We start from the raw sequence: 19,192 nt of genomic DNA on the forward strand, positions 1-19,192 counted from the left end.
GCGCGAGGGACGGGTGACCGGGCGGGTTTCGACGCCGCTTGTCCGTCGTTGGGACGTCGACATGAGAGCAGTTAAATTCACTGGGGCGGCGGTGGTCGCCGTCATCATCGTGATCGCGCTCCTGCTGGTGGTCGGGATCCCCTCGGGCTTCCTGACCTCGACGATTGCCTCGCGCGTCGAGCAGGCGAGCGGCTATCGCCTGTCGATCGACGGCACCACGAAGATCAGCCTGTGGCCGACGCTGAACGTCGCCTTGAGCGACCTCACGCTCCAGAACCCCAAGGACCGCAGCGGCATCACGCGCCTGACCATCGAGCGCGTGCAGGTCGACATGTCGTTGTCCAGCGCATGGTCGGGCCGTCCGAAGATCAGCGAGATCGTCGTCACCCATCCGGTGCTCTATTTGCCGATGCTGCGCGATCGCCTGCCGAATGCCGATGCATCGCCAGCGGCGCTTGCGCCCGACATGGATGGTGCGACCATCGACCGTTTCAAGATCAGCAACGGCGAAGTCGCATTCTCGCGCGTGCGCGATCGCGTCGACAGCCGCATCACGGCCATCAACGCCGACGCCATCATGGGCCGCGACCGCACGATCAAGGTCACCGGCACGGCGCGCATCAGCGAGCACCCGACCAGGTTCGACATCAAGGCGACCACGCCGGCGCCGCCGGTCGAGCGGCAGACCACGCCGGTGGATTTCGTCATCGACATGCCGGACGTGCTGTCCTCGCAGCTCGCAGGCCATGCCGAGCTGCGCCTCAACGGGCCGATGGTGATGATCAACGGCGTCAACGGCACGCTCGGCGATGGCGCCTTCAACGGCTGGGCCTCGGTCGACATTGCCAGCAAGCCTTTGGTGAAGGTCGATCTCGACTTCCAGCGGCTGACGATTCCGCTGGCAAAATCGCCCGAGGGCGCGACCGCGCAGCCCTGGAGCGATGCCCCGATCGATGTCTCCGGGCTCAACTATGTCGATGCGCAAATCAGGATCTCGGCCAACGAAGCCATCATCGGCCAGGCGCGCCTTGCGCCGCTGGCGCTCGATGCAAAACTCGCCGGCGGCATCTTGAAGACAGGCACCGCCAATCTCGGCGCCTATGGCGGCCAGGTCTCGGGCGAGATGATCCTCGATGCAACCTCCGGCGCACCGAGCTTTGCCATGCATTCCGACATCGTCGGCGTGCGGGCGCTGCCGCTGCTGCAGGGCCTTGCCGAGTTCGACCGGGTCGACGGCAAGATGCAAGCCAAGCTCGCTTTGCGCAGCGCCGGCCCCAGCCAGCGCGCGCTGATGGCGAACATGCAGGGCACGGCCTTCGTCACTTTCCAGGACGGCGCCATCCGCGGCATCAATGTCGCACAGATGATCCGCTCGCTGACGACCAGCAAGCTGTCCGGCTGGCAGGACAGTGAGGCAGGGAGCACCGAGCAGAGCACCGATTTGTCGCAACTCTCCGCCTCCTTCCGCATCGACAAGGGCCAGGCGGTGACGACCGATTTCAACCTGGTCGGACCGCTGGTGCGCATCACCGGCGCCGGCACCATCGCACTCGACACCAAGATGCTGGGCTTTCGCGTCGAGCCGAAGCTGGTCATGACCACCGAAGGCCAGGGCCGCACCTCCGAACCGGTCGGCTTCGGCATTCCCGTGATGATCTCGGGCTCCTGGTCGCAGCCGCAGATCTATCCCGACATGAGCGGCATGATGGACAATCCGGATGCCGCCTATGCCAAGCTGCGCGAGATGGGCAAGGGTCTGTTCGGGCCTGACGGCGCCGGGCTCGGTAACATGTTGAGCAATCTTGGTGGTAATTTTGGGCTCGGCGGCGCCGCGCCGGGCGGCGGCAACGCAGCAGGCAGCGCCAACCCGCAGATGAAGCTGCCGGGGCCGGACAGCCCACTCGGCCAGGCCATCGGCAATATGATCCAGCAGGGACTGTCCAACAGCCCTCTGTCCACCCCCCCTGGAACCGGCATCCGCAGCCGCGGCCTGCCGGGAACACCGACCACGCCGGCACCGCAGGCCTCGCCCGCGCCGCCGACCCAAGCCCCGTCGACCCAAGCCCAGCCGACTCAAGACCAGCCGACTCAAGACCCGCCGGTCGCGCAGCAGGACAGCCAGCCGATGAACGACGTGATGCGGCAGCTCTTCAATCGGTGATGTTCGGACCAACGCTTCCAGACTCCAATGCGGTCCTTACACCCGCACCCCCTCCACTTCTTCATCCGAACGGATGAGAAGGACGGCTGCGGCATTTGGGCCGCCGCCGGCCATCCCCGCCCGTCCCTTGTCGGCTCCTTGCCGGTTCCCTGGCCCAAATTGTGATAGAAGGTCGTAAGGGCCCGTGCGGCCCATAGCGCCGGCGTCCGTCGCGGCGCGAGAGGATCCGGATGGCAGGAGCGAAAGGCAAGATTCGGTTTCTGCGCGAGGGCCTGTTCGCCAAATACGTCGTCTCCCTCGTCGGCCTCGTCGTGTTCGTGCTCGCCGTCAACGGCGCGATGGAGACCTGGATCTCCTACCGCGCCACCACGACGTCGCTGACCGACGCCCTCGGGGACAAGGCGCAGGCCGCCGCAAGGCGCATGGAGCAGTCGGTCTCCGAGCTCGAACGCCAGATCAGCTGGGTGACGCGGGCAAGCCAGGACACGCTCGAGAAGCGCCGCGCCGACTACGCCCAGCTGCTGCATCAGGTCTCGGTCGTCTCCCAGCTGTTCCAGCTCAACGGCGACGGCCGCGAGGTGCTGCGCGTCTCGCGCCAATCGACCACGACCGGCAGCAATGCCGATCTCTCCCGCGACATGCGCTTCACCGACACGGTCGCGCGCGGGGTGAGCTATTCGCCGGCCTCTTTCGTCGATCAGAAGCCGGTGATATCGATCTCGGTGGCGCATTCCGGCTTTAATGCCGGCGTCACCGTGGCCGAGATCGATCTCTCTTTCCTCTCCGACTACCTCGCCGATGCCCAGCTCGGCAAGGCCGCCTTCGCCTATGTGGTCGACGCTCGCGGCCGCGTGCTCGCGACCTCGTCGAAGGGCCCCGATGTCGGCAAGGATCTGTCGAAGCTGCCGCAGGTCGCAGCCGCCATCGCCCCCGGCCGCGACGGCGATACGTTCGGCACCGACTTCAATGGCCATTCGGTGCTGACCGCCGCGAGCACCGTGCCGAAGCTCGGCTGGAACGTGCTGTTCGAGCAGCCGACCGCGCAGGCGCTGACGCCGATCCGCGACCAGCTCGTGCGCATTGCGCTGCTGATCGGCATGGGGCTGTTGGTCGCGATCCTCGCCGGCACGCTGCTGGCGCGCCGCATGATCATCCCGATCACGGCCTTGCGCAACGGTGCACACAAGCTTGGCGAGGGTGACTTCAGCCACCGCATCGACGTGCACACCTCCGACGAGCTGGAAGAGCTCGCCGGCCAGTTCAACCGCATGGCCGGCCAGCTCCAGGAGACCTATACGGACCTCGAGACCAAGGTCGAAGAGCGCACCCGCGATCTCGCGCAGTCGATCAACGAGCTGAAGGTGCTGGAAGAGGTCGGCCGCGCGGTCGCCGCCTCGCTCGACCTCAACGCCGTGCTGCCGACGATCGCCGCCCGCGCGCTGGAGATCAGCCATGCCGATGCGGTGCTGATCTACGGCTATGATGCGGACGCGCGCCGCTTCGACCTGGTCGAGGCCAACGGCATCGACAAATCGGCCGACGGCGCCCACATCACGATCGAGGAAGGCGAGAACATTTTGAGCGATGCCGCCAGGAGCGGCGAGCCGATCGCGCTTGCCGATCTCGACCACGCGCCCGAGCAGCCGCTGCGCGACGCCGCGGTCGATGCCGGCTTCCATTCGGTGCTGGTGGTGCCGCTGGTGGACCAGCAGGGCACGCTCGGCTCGCTGGTGGTGCTGCGCCGCGTCCGCGGCGCGTTCGAAGGCAGCCTCATCGGCCTGATGCGGACCTTCGCCAACCAGGCGGTGCTGGCGATGCGCAATGCGCGGCTGTTCACTGAAGTTGACCACAAGAGCCATGCGCTGGAGACCGCGCACGAGACCGTGCGCGACCAGGCCGACAAGCTGCGCGAGCAGACCGAGCAGCTCAAGGACTGGAACAAGTCGCTCGAAGAGCGCGTCGAGACCCAGCTCAGCGAGATCGAGCGGATCCGCAAGCTCGAGCGTTTCCTGGCGCCGCAGGTGGCGCAGCTGATCGCCTCCTCCGACAGTCCCGAGGGGCTGCTCACCAGCCAGCGCCGCGAGGTGACCGTGGTGTTCTGCGATTTGCGCGGCTTCACCGCGTTCACGGAAGCGACCGAGCCGGAAGAGGCGATGAACGTGCTGCGGGAATATCACGCCGCGCTCGGCACGCTGATCTTCAAATATGAGGGCACGCTCGACAAATATGCCGGCGACGGCGTCATGATCCTGTTCAACGCGCCGATCCAGTTCGAGGACCACACCAGGCGCGCCGTGAAGATGGCGGTGGAGATGCGCGACACCATCGGGCCGCTGACCGAGCGCTGGCGCAACCGCGGGCATAGCCTCGGCTTCGGCATCGGCATTGCGCTCGGCTATGCCACGCTCGGCCAGGTCGGCTTCGAGCAGCGGCTGGAATATGCCGCGATCGGCAGCGTCACCAACCTCGCCTCCCGCCTCTGCGGCGAGGCCAAGGCCGACCAGATCGTGGTCAGCCGCCGCGTCTACGGCATCGTCGAGCAATGGGTCGAAGCCCGCGCGCTCGACGACCTCCAGCTCAAGGGGTTCAATCACCCGGTGCTGGCGATGGAGATCTTGTCCTGGCACGAGGAGGTGGAGAACGTGGTGGATGCCTCCGCGGCGCGGCGGAGGGGATGACCTCAAACAAAAACGTCGAAAACAACCCCATGCACAGTAGACGGGGGCTGACGGATCAATGGGTTACGAGGGGCGACAAAGCCGGCGACTTCGCTCCGCCGGGGGTCATGATCCCATTCTCGAACAGCGCATCGATGTACCCAGGCATCTCCGGATGGGCGTACATGGAGCTATGAGTGCCCCCCACCATGATGATGGAAGTCATCTCTAACCCAAACCGGCTCCAGCCCAGATCCGGTACCAAATGGTCTTCGAGGCTCCGAAGGCCGGGATCGTGGTCCTTGGCGTGCAGCATGTAGATTGGCGCTGCCACTTCGGGCAAGACGTAGCCGATCTGACCCTTGACGTTGTCGGATATCATCTCGCGCAGAGCCTCGGTTGATGGAGCGCCAGTGAGTTCGGCCAGCCTTTCGGAATCGTCCTCGGCAAGGCCATAGGTTCTCATCAAATGTGCCCACCCTATTCCGTCGACAACCTGCATCATTGACGTCGGCACGGAGGTGAGGTCAGGCGGCGACTGCGTGTCGAGCAAGGCAACTCCCGTCACGTGATGGCCCCGACGTTCCAATTCCGCAGCCAGTGCAATGGCGACAACGCCACCGAAAGAGCCTCCAACGAAGAACACGGACCGGTCACCGATCCAGGACTCCACGTGTGGCGCATAGTTCAAAGCCAGGTCTTCGACAGTTCCGTTCAGAAGCCCTTGCTCTGCGAGTGGGTATGGATTGAGACCCGCGATCGGATAGTCTCCGCCCAAGTCCTTAATTGCCTGGGGCGTGTTCTCGCGGGTGGAGCCGTGGCCGAGGCCCGGGATGTAAATCAGGACCCGATCTCCAAATCCGGGGCGGATCGGAACGATGCAGGAGGAATTTCCCTTCTCGAGCAGGGCGCTCATCTCCGCCAACCCTGAAAGCCGCCGTTCCAGGTCGAGCTGGCGCAGAAATTCGGGATCTGCGCTGTCTAGCAATGCACTGAGTGACGCCAGCCCTTCGAGTTTCGATCGAGCCTTGCCATTGCTTCCCACACCTCTCCGCTGCGACGCACGCTCGCTGGAAGCGATCTTCTCCTGTAGCAGCTGCGCGATCGCTTGCGCCGTCGGATAATCGAAGGCGAGCGTGGTCGGCAGCTTGGCTCCAATTTGCCCCGACAGCCGGTTGCGGAGTGCGACCGCCATCAGCGAGTCCAGACCGAGATCCTTGAGCGCTTGGTCCGCAGGCACCGACGAGGCCCCGGGCAGCGCCAGCACCGCCGCGATCTCCTCCTGCGCCAGCTCCACAAGCGCCTGCAGCCGCTCCGCGTCGCTCGCAAGCGAGGCCAGCCGCGACCGCAGACTATTAGTGTCGCCGCTTCCCACTGAGGCGCGCCGCAATCCACTGCGCACCAGGCCACGATACAGCGCAGGCACGTCGTCGGCGAACTGGCGCTGCATCGCGCCGACATCCAGATGGATCGGAATTACCATCGCCTCGGGTAGCGCCTGCGCCGCATCCAGCAGCTCGAGCCCAAGCTCCAGCGACAGCGCCTGCACGCCCTGCCGCCGCATCCGCATCAGCTCGGCGCGGCCAAGATGCGCCGTCATGCCGACACCGCGCTGCTCCCACAGCCCCCACAGCAGGCTCTGCCCAGCCAATCCGCGATGCCGACGCTCCGCCGCCAGCGCATCAAGGAATACGTTCGCCGCCGCGTAATTCGCCTGGCCCGGGCTGCCAAGCCCTCCCGCCGACGAGAACAGCACGAACGCTGCAAGATCCTTATCCGCCGTCAGCTCGTGCAAGTGCCAGGCGCCATCGAGCTTCGGTCGCAGCACACGCTCCAGCCGCTCGACGGTCAGCGCCGGCACGATCCCGTCGTCCAACGTTGCGGCAAGATGGAATACTCCCGTCAACGGACGATCCGGCGCGATGGCGCGCAACACCGCACCGACCGCATCACGATCCCCGACGTCGCAGCTCACCACTTCAACAGTCTGCGCGCCCTGCCCCTCGAGCTCGGCGACCAGTTCAGTCGCTCCAGGCGTCGCCATTCCGCGACGCGACGTCAGCAACAAATGTCGCGCTCCGTGCCTGGCGACCAAGTGCCGCGCGACTTCACGCCCAAGCTCGCCCACACCGCCCGTGATCAACACCGTCCCGCCGTCAGCAAGACGTCGCGGCTCGCCGGCGCCGGCGCCTGCTCGCGCCAGCCGTGGCGCCAACACCGTACCGTGCCGCAGCGCAAGCTCAGGCTCTGTCGTCGTCGACGTCAGCCTCGACAGCAACGAAGCATCCGCGGGAGGCGCATCCACATCGACAAGCTGCAGCCGCCGATCCGGATGCTCCGCTCTCGCGCTTCGCACCAGTCCCCACAGCGGCGCACGGGACAGCCCGCTCGCGCCTTCATCGGGACCCGTCGCCACCGCGCCCTGCGTCAGCCACATCACCGCCGTCTCGTTCAGACGCGCTTCGCCAAGGATCCCCTGCAGCTCGGCAAGACCGCGTTCCGCCGTCGCATGCGTCGCCGCCAGCACGTTGCCGCCCATCTTAGACAGATGGTCGAACACGATCTGGCCCGGCACGCTTGCGCCCGCATCAAGCCGCGCCACAAGTGCCGACACGCTCTCGGCGTGATCAAGCCCCAGGCGCGCCGCAAGCGCGCTGTCGCTGCCCACCATCAGCGGCACCGCTTCAGCGCCGGCCTCGCTCAAGGCCACCGCGCGCCATTCCAGACGGTACAGATGTTGCGTCTCGCCGCGCGAGGCCTCGCGGATCTGCGCTTCGCTCGCTTGCTTCAGCCGCAAGCCCCCGACATGCGCCACGACCCGCCCGTGACCATCCGCGAGTTGCAGATGCGCCAGGGCCTCGCCCTCGCCGCTGCGCTCCACTGACGCGCGGATCCGCAACTCACGTGCTCCCATCGCTGACAGCGACACTTCCGACCACTCGAACGGCAGCAGCACCAGCCCGTCGCCGAGGTCTTCGACCTGCGCAAGCGTCAGAACATGCAGCGCACTGTCCAGCAGCGCCGGATGCAAGCCGTAACTTTCCGCCGATTCAGACAGCGCCTCCGGCAGTACGGCACGGCCGTACACCGCATTGCCAACCCGCCACGCCTCTCGAAGCCCTTGGAAAGATGGCCCATAGCCGTAGCCGCGGGCCTGCAACTTCGCATAATGCTCCGTCAAGTCGATCGATGTCCCACCTATCGGCGGCCACGCCTCGAGCCCGCTTGCCTCAAGCCCACCGTCTTGCGCTGCGGCTTCCTGCTCCGCGGCTTCGCCCAGCACGCCCTGCGCATGCAGCGTCCACGAGCCGCCCTCAGCCGCATCTTCCGCGCGGCTATAGATGCTCAAGCTTCGGCCGCTTACGGCCTGGCCACCATCGACCTGAACCTGAAGCCGGACACCGCCCTCCGCCGGCAGCACCAGCGGCGCCAGCAGCGTCAGCTGCGACACTTCCGTCAATCCAACCGCGCGCGCCGCCGCAAAGCCCAGCTCCAGCAGCCCGGTCCCCGGCAGCAGCACCGTCCCGAACACCGCATGATCGCCAAGCCAGCCCGCTTCCGACAACGACAACCGGCCCGTCAACAAAAACCCGTCGCTCTCCGCAAGCGGCGTCGCTGCCCCCAAGAGCGGATGCGACGCATCCGACAGCCCCATCGTCGCGGCGTCCCCGTTCGCCTTCTCAGCCTCGAGCCAGTAACGCTGACGCTGGAATGCATAGGTCGGAAGTGACGCAACAGGTGCCGTCGCACTCGCACCGAGAGCCTTCGCCCAATCGACACCAACACCATGAACATGCAGCGCGCCGAGATTGCGCAAAAGCTCCGACATCCCGCCGCCGTCACGGCGCAGCGATCCGACCACCACGCCGTGCTCACCGCTCGCCGCAGACAGCGGCATCGCCAGCACCGGATGCGCGCTCGCTTCCACGAACACGCCATGCCCGTCGCCGATCAACTCGGCCAGCGCAAGGTCCAGCCGCACCGTCTGCCGCAGGTTCCGGCACCAATAGGCGCTGTCCAGAGACGCTCCCTCGCAGCGCGTTCCCGTCACCGTCGAGATCATTGCCACCTGACCTGCCTGTGGCGCCAGATCCGACAGCAAGCCTTCCAGCTCCGGCAGGATCGGGTCCATCTCCGCGCTGTGCGAGGCGTAGTCCACATTGACCTGCCGGCAGAACACGCCTTCCTTGCCAAGACAGCCGACCCAGCGCTCGACCAGTTCAGTCGGCCCCGAGACGACCGTCGAGCCCGGCGTGTTCACCACCGCCACCGACAATCCGGACCATTCCGCGGCCTTCAGCCGCTCTTCCACAACTGAAGCCGCAAGCTCCGTCACCGCCATGGCGCCGTGTCCGGTCAGGCGGCGCAACAGCTGGCTGCGCAGCGCCACCACCCGCGCGCCGTCCTCAAGCGACAGGATGCCGGCAACCACGGCGGCTGCGATCTCGCCCTGGCTGTGACCCACCACTGCGGAGGGTACCAGTCCCAGACTGCGCCACACGGCAGCAAGGCCGACATTCATCGCAAACAGCGACGGTTGGATCACGTCCACCCGCTCCAGCAGGCAGGCTTCGAGATCCTCATCCCCGCGAAGCACCGACGCCAGCGACCAGTCCGTGTAAGGGGATAACGCCGTCTCACAGGCCGCAATCGCCTGCGCAAACACCGCCGATTCCGCCAGCAGGGCTCGGCCCATCGATGGCCACTGACTGCCCTGTCCGGGGAACACGAACACCACACGACCGCGATCGCGCGTGCTCCCGACCGACACCGCCGCATGCGGGCGGCCTTCGGCCAGCGCACGCAGCGCCTCCACCGCCTCCGACGCATCGCGCACTGAGACCGCCGCACGCGAGCTGAACTGCGTCCGGTGCAACGCCGCCGTCGCAATCACAGAATGGAAGTCCGCATTAGGATGCTGCGACAGCCACTCCCCGTACCGGCCCGCCTGTGCACGAAGTGCCGCCTCGTCACGACCGGACACCAGCAGCGGGATCAAGGGCGATGACGATGACGCTTCAGCCGCGCCGTTCACCTCACCGCGGGCAACCTTCGATCGCGCCGGCGCCTCCTCGATCACGAAATGCGCGTTCGTCCCGCTGATGCCGAACGAGGACACGCCTGCACGACGCACACGCGCGGCCTCACGCGGCCATGCGCGCGCCTCTTGCAGCAGCGACAGCCCGCTGCCGTCCCACTCGATCTGGTGGCTGGGATGCTCCGCATGCAGCGTCTTCGGCAGAACCTCGTGCCGGAGCGCAAGCACCATCTTCATCACACCGAGAACGCCGGCCGCCGCCTGCGTGTGCCCGAGGTTCGATTTCGACGAGCCCAGCCACAGCGGACGATCCGCGCGCCGCGTCGGCCCGAACACTGCGGCCAACGCGCCCGCCTCGATCGGATCGCCAAGACTGGTCCCGGTGCCGTGTGCTTCGACGACGTCGATCTCGTCGGGGCTCACCCCGCTCGCCGACAGTGCCGCACGGATCACCCGCTGCTGGCTCGGGCCGTTCGGCGCCGTCAGGCCCTGGCTTCGTCCGTCCTGGTTCACTGCCGAGCCCCGGATCAGCGCCAGGATCTCGTCGCCATCCCGTTCCGCATCCGACTGCCGCTTCAGCACCAGCACGCCGCAGCCTTCGCTCCAGCCGGCGCCATCTGCGCCGTCCGAGAAGCTCTTGCTACGGCCGTCGGGAGCGACAGCACCCGCACCCATGCTGACCAAAGCTATTGGCGTGCACATCACGTGCACACCGCCCGCCAGCGCCAGATCGCACTCGCCCTGCCGCAGAGCCGTGCACGCCAGATGCATCGCGGACAGCGACGACGAGCAGGCCGTATCGATCGTCATCGCCGGACCCTCGAGGCCCAGCACGTAGGAGACACGGCCGGCCAGCACGCTCGACAGCTTGCCTGTCGTCGTCCACATCGTCGTCTCCTCGAGCGAGCGGTGCATGCCATAGTCGCTGCCCATCGAGCCGAGATACACTCCGGTCCTACTCTCTCTCAGCCCCTCCGGTTGCAGGCCCGCACGCTCCAGCGCCTCCCACACCGCTTCCAAGGTCAAACGCTGCTGCGGATCCATCTCCACCGCCTCGCGCGGCGAGATGCCGAAGAAGCCTGCGTCAAAATCCTCCACTGCTTCGACGAAGCCGCCTTCCTGCGTCAGCCATCCCGTCACCACTTCCAGGCGCCGCAACAGATCCCGGCTCCAGCGACCCGGCAGCGGGCCCACGCCGTCACCACCGCGCTCCAGCAGCGACCAATAGCTCTCGGGGCTCACTGGGCCTCCAGGTGTGCGGCAGCTCATCCCCACGATTGCGATCGGCTCCGATGCCGATACGGTAATTGCCCGCCGCGGCTCCAGACGGACCGAAGCTCGACCAAGCTCGAGCTTCTCGAGCAGCAGCCGCGCCATTGCCCGCGCCGTCGGATAATCGAACGCCAGCGTCGTCGGCAGCTTGGTCCCGACCCGCTTCGACAGGCGGGTACGAATCTCGGCCGCCATCAGCGAGTCCAGTCCGAGATCCTTCAGCGGCGCATCCGCAGGCACAGATGAGGCCCCCGGCAGCGCCAGCACAGCCGCGATCTCCTCCTGCGCCAGCTCCACCAGCGCCTGCTGCCGCTCCGCGTCGCTCGCAAGAGCGGCCAACCGAACCCGCAAGGCGTTGGTGTCGCCGCTCGACGTCGAGGCGCGCCGCAAGCCGCTGCGCATAAGGCCACGGTACAGCGCCGGCACATCCTCACCGAACTGGCGCTGCACCACGCCAAGATCCAGATGGATTGGGATCAAAGTCGCCTCGGGCAACGACTGCGCTGCATCCAGCAATTCGAGCCCGAGCTCGAGCGACAGCGCCTGCACACCTTGCCGCCGCATCCGCATCAGTTCGGCCCGGCCCAGATGCGCCGTCATGCCGACACCGCGCTGTTCCCACAGGCCCCACATCAGGCTCTGCCCGGCAAGACCGCGATGCCGCCGCTCCGCCGCAAGCGCATCAAGGAATACGTTGGCCGCCGCGTAGTTCGCCTGTCCCGGACTGCCGAGCCCCGCCACCGACGAGAACAGCACGAACGCCGCAAGATCCTTATCCGCCGTCAGCTCATGCAGGTGCCAGGCGCCATCGAGTTTTGGTCGCAGCACGCGCTCCAGCCGCTCGGCCGTCAGCGCCGGCACGATCCCGTCGTCCAGCAAAGCTGCAAGGTGGAACACCCCCGTCAACGGGCGATCCGGCGCGATGGCGCTCAACACCGCGCCGACCGCGTCACGATCGGAGACGTCGCAACTTGCCACTTCAACCGTCTGCGCGCCGAGCCCCTTGAGCTCCGCCACCAGCTCGCAGACACCAGGCGTCGCCATGCCGCGACGCGACGTCAGCAGCAGATGACGGACCCCGTGGCGAGCAACCAAGTGCCGCGCGACCTCACTGCCAAGCTCGCCTGCACCACCCGTGATCAACACCGTCCCGCCAGCAGCAAGACGACGCGGCTCACCCGCACCTGCTCCGGCGCGCGCGAGCCGTGGCGCCATCACCGAACCATGCCGCAGGGCCAGTTCGGGCTCTGTCGTCGTCGACGTGAGCTTCGCCAGCAACGCCGCATCTACAGGCGCCGCATCGACATCCACGAGCTGCAGCCGCCGATCCGGATGTTCCGCCCGTGCGCTCCGCACCAGTCCCCACAGCGGCGCCCGCGACAGCCCGCTCGCGCCTTCGTCCGCGCCCGTCGCCACCGCACCTCGCGTCAGCCACGCGACCTGTGTCTCGTTCAGACGCGCTTCGCCCAAAATCCCCTGCAGCTCGGCAAGACCGCGTTCCGCCGTCGCATGCGTTGCCGCCAGCACGTCGCCTGCTGGTTCAGACAGATGGTCGAACACGAGCTGCGACGGTATCGCTCCGCCTTCGTCGAGGCGCGCGACAACAGCGGCAACGCTGTCAGCGTGATCAAGACCCAGATGCTTCGCCAGCTCTCCGTCGCCTCCGACGATCAGCGGCAGGGCAAGCGCTGGAGCTCCGCCCTCACTTAACCCAACCGGACGCCAGTCCAGACGGTACAGATGTTGCGTCTCGGTTCGTGAAGCCTCACGGATCTGCGCATCGCTCGCTTCCCTCAGCCGCAGCCCGCCAAGACGCACCACCGCGCGCCCATTGCCGTCGGCCAGTTGCAGCACCGCCAGGGCTTCGCCCTCGCCGCTGCGCTCTACCGACGCGCAGACGCGCAGTTCCTGCGCACCGGTCGCAACCAAGGACACATCCGACCACTCGAACGGCAGCAGCACCGACCCGTCGCTGATGCCCTCGACCTGCGCAAGGGTCAGCACATGCAGCGCCGCATCGAGCAGCGCCGGATGCAAACCGTAACTCTCCGCCGATTCAGATAGCGCCTCCGGCAGCACCGCGCGCCCGTACACCGCATTGCCAACCCGCCACGCCTCTCGCAACCCCTGGAACGATGGCCCATAGCCGTAGCCGCGCGCCGCCAACTGCGCATAATGACCGGTCAGGTCGATCGATGTTCCGCCCACCGGCGGCCACACGTCGAGTCCGTTCTCCGCATCCTGCGCCGCGTCCTCTGCGGCCTCGCCCAGCACGCCCTGCGCATGCAGCGTCCATGACGCACCCTCAGCCGCATCTTCCGCCCGGCTGTAGATGCTCAAGCCTCGGCCTCCGCCGTCTGCCTCCGCACCATCCACCTGAACCTGAAGCCGGACACTGCCCTCCGCCGGCAGCACCAACGGCGCCAGCAGCGTCAGCTGCGACACGACAGTCAATCCGACCGCACGCGCCGCCGCAAAGCCCAGCTCCAAGAGCCCGGTCCCCGGCAGCAGCACCGTCCCGAACACTTGGTGGTCGCCGAGCCAGCCCGCCTCCGACAGCGACAGCCGACCCGTCAGCAGGAAGCCGTCGCTCTCCGCAAGCGGCGTCGCGGCGCCCAGCAGCGGATGCGACGCATCCGACAGCCCCATCGTCGCGGCGTCCCCGCTCGCCTTCTCCGCCTCAAGCCAGTAACGCTGACGCTGGAACGCATAGGTCGGCAGCGAGGCAAGTTGCGTCTGCGCGCTTCCGCCAACAGCCTTCGCCCAGTCAACATCAACACCGTGCACATGCAGCGCACCGAGCGCTGACATCAGCGCCTCAGCGCCATCGCGCCCGCGACGTTGTGTGGCCACCACCTGCATTGGTGATGCTTCCGACAGGCAGCCCGTCGCAAGCCCCGTCAAAATCCCGTCCGGACCAAGCTCAAGGCTTGCCCGCACGCCTTCGGCTTCCAGCACATGCACGCCATCAAGGAACCGTACTGGACTGCGTACCTGACGCACCCAGTACTCCGCGCTGAACAGCTCGTCCTTTGTCGCCAGACGGCCCGTCACGTTGCTCACGATCGGCAATCGCGGTGCTCCGAACGAGACTGACGCCAGCACTTGGCCGAACGCGTCCAGCATCGGCTCCATCCGCTGCGAGTGGAACGCGTGGCTGACCTGCAGACGACTGGTCCTGCGGCCCTTGCTCCTGAACTGTTCCGCCAGCCGCACAACGGCGGCTTCATCACCGGAGATCACCGTCGAGCGCGGCCCGTTCAGCCCGGCAATCTCGACACCGTCAGTGAGCAGCGGCAGCACTTCCGCTTCGCCTGCTTCCAGCGCCACCATGGCGCCGCCCGCAGGTTGCGCCTGCATCAGCGCCCCGCGTGCCGCGACCACACGGCAGGCATCCTGCAGCGACCACACGCCCGAGACATGCGCAGCCGAGAGCTCTCCGATGGAGTGGCCCAGCAGAATGTCGGGTGTGATACCCCACTGCTCCAATTGGCGGAACAGTGCCACCTCCACTGCAAACAAAGCGGGCTGCGCATAGGCGGTCTCGTCGAGCTTTGAGGCCGCCTCCGAGCCTTCCTCCGCAAACATCACGCTGCGCAGCGGCAGATCCAGCAGCGCGTCAAAATGACGGCAGACTTCCTCGAACGCCGCGCGGAACGTAGCACACGTCTCCAGCAGCGCCCGGCCCATGCCGAGCTGCTGCGCGCCCTGGCCCGTAAACAGGAACGCCAGCTTGCCGGGCTCGCCTCCGGCGTCGCCAACCGACACCGCCGCATGCGGGCGACCCTCGGCGAGCGATCGCAGCGCCTCTACCGTCTCCGCCGCATCGCGCACTGAGACCGCGGCCCGCGAGCTGAACTGCGTCCGGTGCAACGCCGCCGTCGCAATCACAGAATGGAAGTCCGCATCGGGATGATCCGACAGCCACTCCCCGTACCGGCCCGCCTGCGCCCGAAGTGCCGCTTCGTCACGACCGGACACCAGCAGCGGGATCAAGGGTAGCTCTGCCGTATCCGCCGCGCTGACAGCCTCGACGCGCGCCGGCGCCTCCTCGATCACGACATGCGCATTCGTCCCGCTCAATCCAAACGCGCTGACGCCCGCGCGCCGCGGCCGTGCCACATCACGCGGCCAAGCGATCAGTTGATCCACCACCTCGACGTTCAATCGCTCCCAATCCAAATGTGGATTGAGCGGGCGACAATGCAACGTGGGCGGCAATGCTTCCGACTCGAAGCTAGCCAGCATCTTGATCACCCCGACCAAGCCCGCCGCCGCTTCCAGATGTCCAACGTTCGTCTTCACGGCTCCGAGTTTCACGCGTCCGAGATTCTCGGGTCGCGCCTGGCCATACACCGCGTCCAACGCCTGGACCTCAATCGGATCGCCAAGCGACGTTCCCGTTCCATGGCACTCGACGACATCGATGTCGGCCGCATCCAAACGCGCATCGGCCAATGCGGCTCGCAACGTTTTCTGTTGCGCAGTTCCGTTGGGCACGGTGAGGCCCGAACTTGCACCGTCGTGATTGACCGCCGTTCCGCGCACCACGCCTAATATTCGTTTCCCTTGTGCCTGCGCATCCTCCAGCCGCATCATCGCCACGACAGCGGCACCCTCGCCACGGCCGTATCCGTCAGCGGCCTCGGAAAACGTCTTGCTTCGACCGTCGGACGCCAACGCACGCGTCTGCGACAACACCACAAACGCTTCCGGACTCGACGCCACCTGCACGCCGCCCACGATCGCCAGATCGCACCGTCCCGATCGCAAATGCTCCGAGCCGAGATGCAGCGCGACCAACGCCGACGAACATGCCGTATCCACGGCCATGACCGGACCTTGCACTCCCAAATGGTAAGCAAGCCGCCCCGCAGAGAATGCCGCCCCGCCGCCCGTCGCGGCATAGGCATCGGCCTCCGCCAGGTTGAAACCTCGAGTCTGATATTCATTCGGGCCAATGCCGATGAACAACCCGGTCGTCGACTCCGCCACGGATTTCGGCACGATCCCGGCATCCTCGAGCGCCGACCAGGTGACTTCAAGCAACAGCCGGTGCTGCGGATCGATCTGTGCTGCTTCCCGCGGCGATATACCGAAGAAGCCTGCGTCAAATCCCGCTACGTCATTCAGTAACGAGGCCTCCTTGACGTAGGATGTGCCTCGATGTTCGGGATCCGGATCATAATAGGTTGCACGGTTGAAGCGCTCAGGGGGAATAGGTCCCAACGTATCAACGCCCGTCGACAGCACCTGCCAAAAGCTCGCCAAATCTTCAGCGCCACCGGGAAAACGCAACCCCACGCCGATGATCGCAAGCGCCCCTGTCGCTTCGACATGACGCACGACCGCAGCCGTCTCAGCCTTTCCTGAGTTGTCACCCAGCTCCAAAGCCTCCAAGACCCATTCGCTCACCGCCTTCAGGTTGGGATGGTCGAACGCAAGTGTCGCCGGCACCGACAGGCCGGTTTGCTTTGCAAGTCTGTTTCGAACCTCCACCGCCATCAAGGAGTCCATGCCCAGATCGGCGAAGCCGACCTCGGATCCCAATTTCAGCGGCTCGTTGATCCCCAGCACCATTGCGACGAGATCTCGCACCAGTGACAGCGCGCGACTGCGGCGCTCGCGACCGCTCAGCTTTTCCAGCTCAGTCCTCAGGTTATGCGCATGACCATTCGCGTTGTCCGCGCCGGATGCTGCCTGCGGGGCCTGCATCTCCGGGAGTTCGCTCAGAAGGGGACTGGAGCGGCCCGTCATTTCCCTCGTGCGGGCCCAGTCGATATCAAAGACCGCCAGTTCCTCTCGGCCTTCCTGCAAGGCTCGCTCAAGTCCCAACAGACAGAGCTCTGGCTTCATGGAGGAGGCGCCGCGACGACGAAGCTGAGCCTCCGCGTCCCGAGCCGCAGCCATTCCCCCATCTGCCCATGCGCCCCAGTGCACGATCGTCGCCGGGAGTCCCTTGGAACGTCGCAGGTGGACCAAACCCGTCAGCCCGGCATTCGCCGCGCTATAGGCCGACTGACCATAATTACCCAAGAAGCCAGCGGCCGATCCGTACAGCACGAACGAGACGAGTTCGCTGCCCAAACGTTGCACCGAGTCATGCAGCGCCCAGGCACCGCCGAGTTTGCCACCCTGTTCTTCCTCGATCGCCTCTGGCGTCAATTCGTTCAGCGGGACGTCCACTACGTCGCCGGCAAGGTGAAAAATGTGACGCAGTGCAGGCCTGTTCGCTTCACCGGATGTCAGCTCACGCACGAGAGCGTCGACCGCGACGTTGTCGCCGACGTTGCACGCCCTCACCTCCGCGCGACACCCCTTGCCTGCAAGTGCCGTCACCAGGTCTGTCGCTCCGGGCGCTTGTTCGCCACGTCGCGACGTCAGGATGAGGTGCCGCGCACCTCGCTCAGCCAGCCAATGGCACAGGACCGATCCCAGCGATCCCGTGCCACCAGTGATGAGTATTGTCCCTTGCGGATCCCATTTCTTCGCAGCGGGCTCCGAACTGGTCCGCGACGGCACATGGTGCAACTTTCGTGTCCAGAGGTCTTGTGCCCTCAGCGCGAACTCTGCGCCCGTTGTCTCGACTGCCAGGAACGTGGCCGCCATCCGGCGCAGTGTGACGTCGTCGGCAGATCCCAAGTCTGCCAGCCCACCAAAGCAGTTTGGGAGCTCCAAATTCAGAGTTCTGCCAAGTCCCCACAATGCTTGCAGGTAGGGTGCTGTCGGCACATCATCGCCTCTGATCCGCAGAGCATGAGGCGTGCATAGCCACAGGCGCGTTCCCGAAGCGTCGTTTCGCTGACTGATTGCCTGTGTCAGCATCACAGCTTCGCTGGTCGCTCGCAGCCAGGGTTTTTCCTGCGTCACAGAACTCCCTGGCGGCAGCTCTCCCGCCAGGTACACGATCGCGCGCGGCAAGAGGGCGTGTTCTTGTGCACCGCCTGCGTCTGCTCGCAGTCGAGCCGTTGCCTCGTTCACGGTGAGACATTCGACAACTGTGCCTTGCGCGCGAAGGATCTCTTGCAGCCGCTCCAGGTGAGCCACGTCGGGCCACTGGCCGCTCACAAGCCAACAGACGCCGCCGGTGATTCCAGACGATGCCGAGCCGCTTATCCTCTGCCATTGGTCCTCGTAGCACCACCCGTCGACTGTCACCTCCGCGTCAGTCTGCGCGTACCAGCTGTTCAGGGCCGGCAAGAGCGCCGACAGATGCTCGCGTGATCCGCCTTCCGGAAGCTGCAGCAGTTGCTCGACACGCTCCGTGCTGCCGCTTTGCACCGCTTGCCAGAAACGGGCATCAACACCATTTTTCGATTCAATCGGGCTCGGCTTCTCGGCCTCAAGCCAGTAACGCTGACGCTGGAACGCATAGGTCGGCAGCGAGGCAACCGGCGCCTTGGCACCCGCTCCGGCCACCTTCGCCCAGTCGACACCAATACCATGAACGTGCAGCACGCCGAGCGAGGTCAGCAGCGCCTCAGCGCCATCACGGCCGCGACGTTGCGAAGCAATCACCTGCATCTTTGAGGCCTCCGACAGGCAGCCCGCCGCAAGGCCCGTCAGGATCCCGTCTGGACCAAGCTCAAGGCTCGCCCGCACCCCTTCCGCTTCCAGCACATGCACGCCGTCGAGGAACCGTACCGGACTGCGTACCTGACGCACCCAGTACTCCGCGCTGCAAAGCTCGTCCTTGGTCGCCAGACGTCCCGTCACGTTGCTCACGATCGGCAAGCGCGGCGTGCCAAAGGTGACGGACGCCAGCACCTTGCCGAACGCCTCCAGCATCGGCTCCATGCGCTGCGAGTGGAACGCGTGGCTGACCTGCAGGCGGCTGGTCCGGCGGCCCTTGCTCCTGAACTGCTCCGCCAGCGCCAGCACAGCTACTTCATCGCCGGATATCACCGTCGAGCGCGGCCCGTTCAGTCCCGCAATCTCGACACCGTCAGTGAGCAGCGGCAGCACTTCCTCTTCGCTTGCCTCCAGCGCCACCATGGCGCCGCCGGCAGGTTGCGCCTGCATCAGGCGGCCGCGCGCCGCGACCACGCGGCAGGCATCCTTCAG

General features: G+C 66.2%; 3 protein-coding genes. 2 read left to right on the forward strand and 1 reads right to left on the reverse strand.

From position 1 onward, the window contains the following. Positions 1 to 61 precede the first annotated feature (61 nt). A complete protein-coding gene (locus UP06_RS12120) occupies positions 62 to 2,161 on the forward strand; it encodes an AsmA family protein (protein WP_045001033.1) in 2,100 nt (699 codons plus the stop codon). A gap of 230 nt (positions 2,162 to 2,391) precedes the next feature. After that, positions 2,392 to 4,839, forward strand: coding sequence for an adenylate/guanylate cyclase domain-containing protein (locus UP06_RS12125; RefSeq protein ID WP_045002811.1), 2,448 nt, complete (start codon positions 2,392 to 2,394; stop codon positions 4,837 to 4,839). A gap of 55 nt (positions 4,840 to 4,894) precedes the next feature. Here UP06_RS12125 and UP06_RS40735 read toward each other — a convergent pair whose 3' ends face one another. Next, positions 4,895 to 19,192 carry a type I polyketide synthase gene (locus UP06_RS40735; protein WP_283806024.1) on the reverse strand — a complete coding sequence of 4,766 codons (14,298 nt, stop codon included), beginning with the start codon at positions 19,190 to 19,192 and terminating at the stop codon, positions 4,895 to 4,897.

Source organism: Bradyrhizobium sp. LTSP857, assembly GCF_000938285.1.
Taxonomy (GTDB): Bacteria; Pseudomonadota; Alphaproteobacteria; order Rhizobiales; family Xanthobacteraceae; genus Bradyrhizobium.